The 2,381-nt window shown below is 36.2% G+C and carries 4 protein-coding genes; 1 reads left to right on the top strand and 3 read right to left on the bottom strand.

From position 1 onward, the window contains the following. Nucleotides 1-172: 172 nt before the first annotated feature. A complete protein-coding gene (locus CWB66_RS21275; protein ID WP_138586987.1) occupies nucleotides 173-490 on the bottom strand; it encodes a YebG family protein in 318 nt (105 codons plus the stop codon). 313 nt (nucleotides 491-803) lie between these two features. On the opposite strand from CWB66_RS21275, the gene CWB66_RS21280 reads away from it, so the two are divergent. After that, nucleotides 804-1,100 carry a ComEA family DNA-binding protein gene (locus CWB66_RS21280; RefSeq protein ID WP_138586988.1) on the top strand — a complete coding sequence of 99 codons (297 nt, stop codon included), beginning with the start codon at nucleotides 804-806 and terminating at the stop codon, nucleotides 1,098-1,100. Nucleotides 1,101-1,209: 109 nt separating this feature from the next. On the opposite strand, the gene CWB66_RS21285 is transcribed toward CWB66_RS21280, so the two are convergent. Both CWB66_RS21285 and dsbB read right to left on the bottom strand, forming a co-directional pair. Continuing rightward, entirely contained in the window at nucleotides 1,210-1,512 is a 303-nt protein-coding gene (locus CWB66_RS21285; protein WP_138586989.1) for a DUF6170 family protein, read from the bottom strand. Between the two features lie 5 nt (nucleotides 1,513-1,517). Continuing rightward, nucleotides 1,518-2,036 carry a disulfide bond formation protein DsbB gene (gene dsbB, locus CWB66_RS21290; protein WP_138586990.1) on the bottom strand — a complete coding sequence of 173 codons (519 nt, stop codon included), beginning with the start codon at nucleotides 2,034-2,036 and terminating at the stop codon, nucleotides 1,518-1,520. Nucleotides 2,037-2,381: the final 345 nt, after the last annotated feature.

Raw genomic sequence — 2,381 nt, forward strand, 5'->3', positions numbered from 1 at the left:
GCCAGCTATTGACGCGTAAATTCGCCTTGTTTTCACTGAAAATCTCTGGCTAGATAAAATAAATTTAAATATCACGATAATTCAATACGTTAGTAAATCTCTTAACCAGAGTACAGGTTAAGTAATAAAAAAGGGAGCAACCAAGTTGCTCCCTTTTTTATTTAATGCTTTTTTAGCTTACTTGTTTTTCGTCGCTATTTTTGATCGAAGCAACATTATCTGTTTTTTTACTTTTTTCTGAGGCTTTAGCCGGCACAGGATCTTTTGCGCCTTTCAATACAGCCATAAAGTCATCTTTGCTCTTTGCTATTTCCAGGGCTAGTGACTCTATTTGTTGCTCACTTAACGGTACATCTACTTTTTCGAGCATTAGCTCAAGTGACTCTGCTATATCGAGCATTTTGTCATAGGCATCAGCTTCTTTTTTAGTAGTAAACGTCATGCGCTCAACTCCGTTTCGTTCTACAACATATTTAACAACAACAGCCATGATTTCTCCTGCAAGCTTGCGTGGCAATGTGGTTTATAAAAACCATTAGTTTACTGTTTTTATGTACAGTAATGGTTTGTGATGTAATTTGCAAGTTTCTCTTATTATTTTCAGTTCGTTCTAAATTTGACAAAAAACGGTAATTTTACTTTAGTTAAGCAATCACTTGTTTTACCCGCTGCATTACAGGATTTCGGATAGTAGTGATAATGCGCTTAGTTATTCTTTAAGTGACTAATTCTAGCACTTTATTTATTGAATGTTTCCTAAGCAAAATTTAAACAATGTTCGAACAGAATTCAAGGAAGCCAAAATGAAAATATTTAACAGCTTATTGCTTGTAAGTTTATTGTGTTTACTCCCTGCAACTAATATTTATGCTCAGTTATCTGAAATTACTCAACAGATACCGCAATTTGAAGCCATTAGTATAAATAAAGCAGATGCGAGTTTACTAACGAAATTACCAGGAATTGGCAATAAGAAAGCCGAGGCAATCGTTGAGTATAGAGATAAAAATGGTGAATTCACTTCTATAGATGATTTAACTAAAGTTAAGGGGATTGGTAAAAAGCTAATGACTAAGTTGGAGGGAAAAGTTAAGCTTTAAGTCCTATTAAACCGTATTGGCCTTTGACTAAATATATTTAATAATGTGTTAGTCGTGTTTGAGCTGTAAATAGGTTTTTTATTGTTAAACTGATAAGCATAAAGGGCGCTTAAGCGCCCTTATCATAATGTTTTAATGCTTCACTGAGATTTTTTTTAGCGAAGTTAATTTCTATTGGTGTTGTTAATAGCGGGTAGCAAAGCCCGCCAAGGATTAAAAATGGTATTAGGATCCAACCTTTAAATACTGTAAATATTAAAAATAGTGGGCTGAGTAACAACAATTTTATAATACGAAGCAATACGCGTTCAGAAGGTGAAAGCATCGTTAATGAATCAGCGAGAACAGCTTGCCTGTCGCGTATTTTTAAATGCTTTAGTTCTGTAAGTTGACTAGAAAAAAAAGTAAACATAATGACTAAACCGTTCTTTTTAACATTAGGCGACCTGTTATTACGATAAAAAATGTAATAGCAAATAATCCAAATATAATTTCCATCCAAGCAGGCATACTCAAACCCGCAAACTGCCAATCTATGTTTCCGCAATCACCCGTCGCTTGAAAAAAGTGAGGGATCCATTCATGCAAAGGCATAAACGACGGGAAGTTTGGCTCAAACTCGCAGCTAAATGCAAAAGGATCTGTGGTTGTTTGCATATCGATATGTTCGCGTGCGATTAAATAGCCCCAAACACTTGATACTCCCCAGATTGAATAGGCAATAACACGCGTTACTTTACTGTTTGGATTAATTGAGCCAACAATACCAGCTGCAAGCAATCCTAACACCGCAGTACGTTGATAAATACACATTATGCATGGCGCCAGCCCCATTTGGTATTGAAAGAATAGGGCAGTAACTTCAAGTAAAAAAACAATAGCGGTGAATAAAAGCCAGGGTGTACGTTGGGTAGGTAATTGCGCAAGCCAGTTCATAAAAATTCCACGTTTAAATAAAGCATTAGATTATGACTTAGGATAAAGTCTGCGGCAACAAAAAGGGAAAAAGCGACCGAAGTAACTTTTTAAAACAAAATTAATGATCACTTGATACAGCCCCAATTGACGCGGTGTGGTGTTCTACCAAGCCCCATTGGTAACATAAGTTCTGCTATATCGCTTAAGCCTATATTGGTACAGCTAAGGCCCACTATAGCTAGCGCATGATATACCCCGAATTCATTATGCAAGTGCACCACTGACCATAACCCACCAATAAATATGACATTCTGAAGTATTTGCTAATGTAGTAAGTGCGACCAAACTCATTATCGAGGGAAT

The organism is Pseudoalteromonas sp. S558, from assembly GCF_005886635.1.
Lineage (GTDB): Bacteria > Pseudomonadota > Gammaproteobacteria > Enterobacterales > Alteromonadaceae > Pseudoalteromonas > Pseudoalteromonas aliena.

Coding starts and splice junctions, on each gene's coding strand:
- CWB66_RS21275 (WP_138586987.1), bottom strand. CDS start 490: ATGGCTGTTGTTGTTAAATATGTTGTAGAACGAAACGGAGTTGAGCGC.
- CWB66_RS21280 (WP_138586988.1), top strand. CDS start 804: ATGAAAATATTTAACAGCTTATTGCTTGTAAGTTTATTGTGTTTACTC.
- CWB66_RS21285 (WP_138586989.1), bottom strand. CDS start 1,512: ATGTTTACTTTTTTTTCTAGTCAACTTACAGAACTAAAGCATTTAAAA.
- dsbB (WP_138586990.1), bottom strand. CDS start 2,036: ATGAACTGGCTTGCGCAATTACCTACCCAACGTACACCCTGGCTTTTA.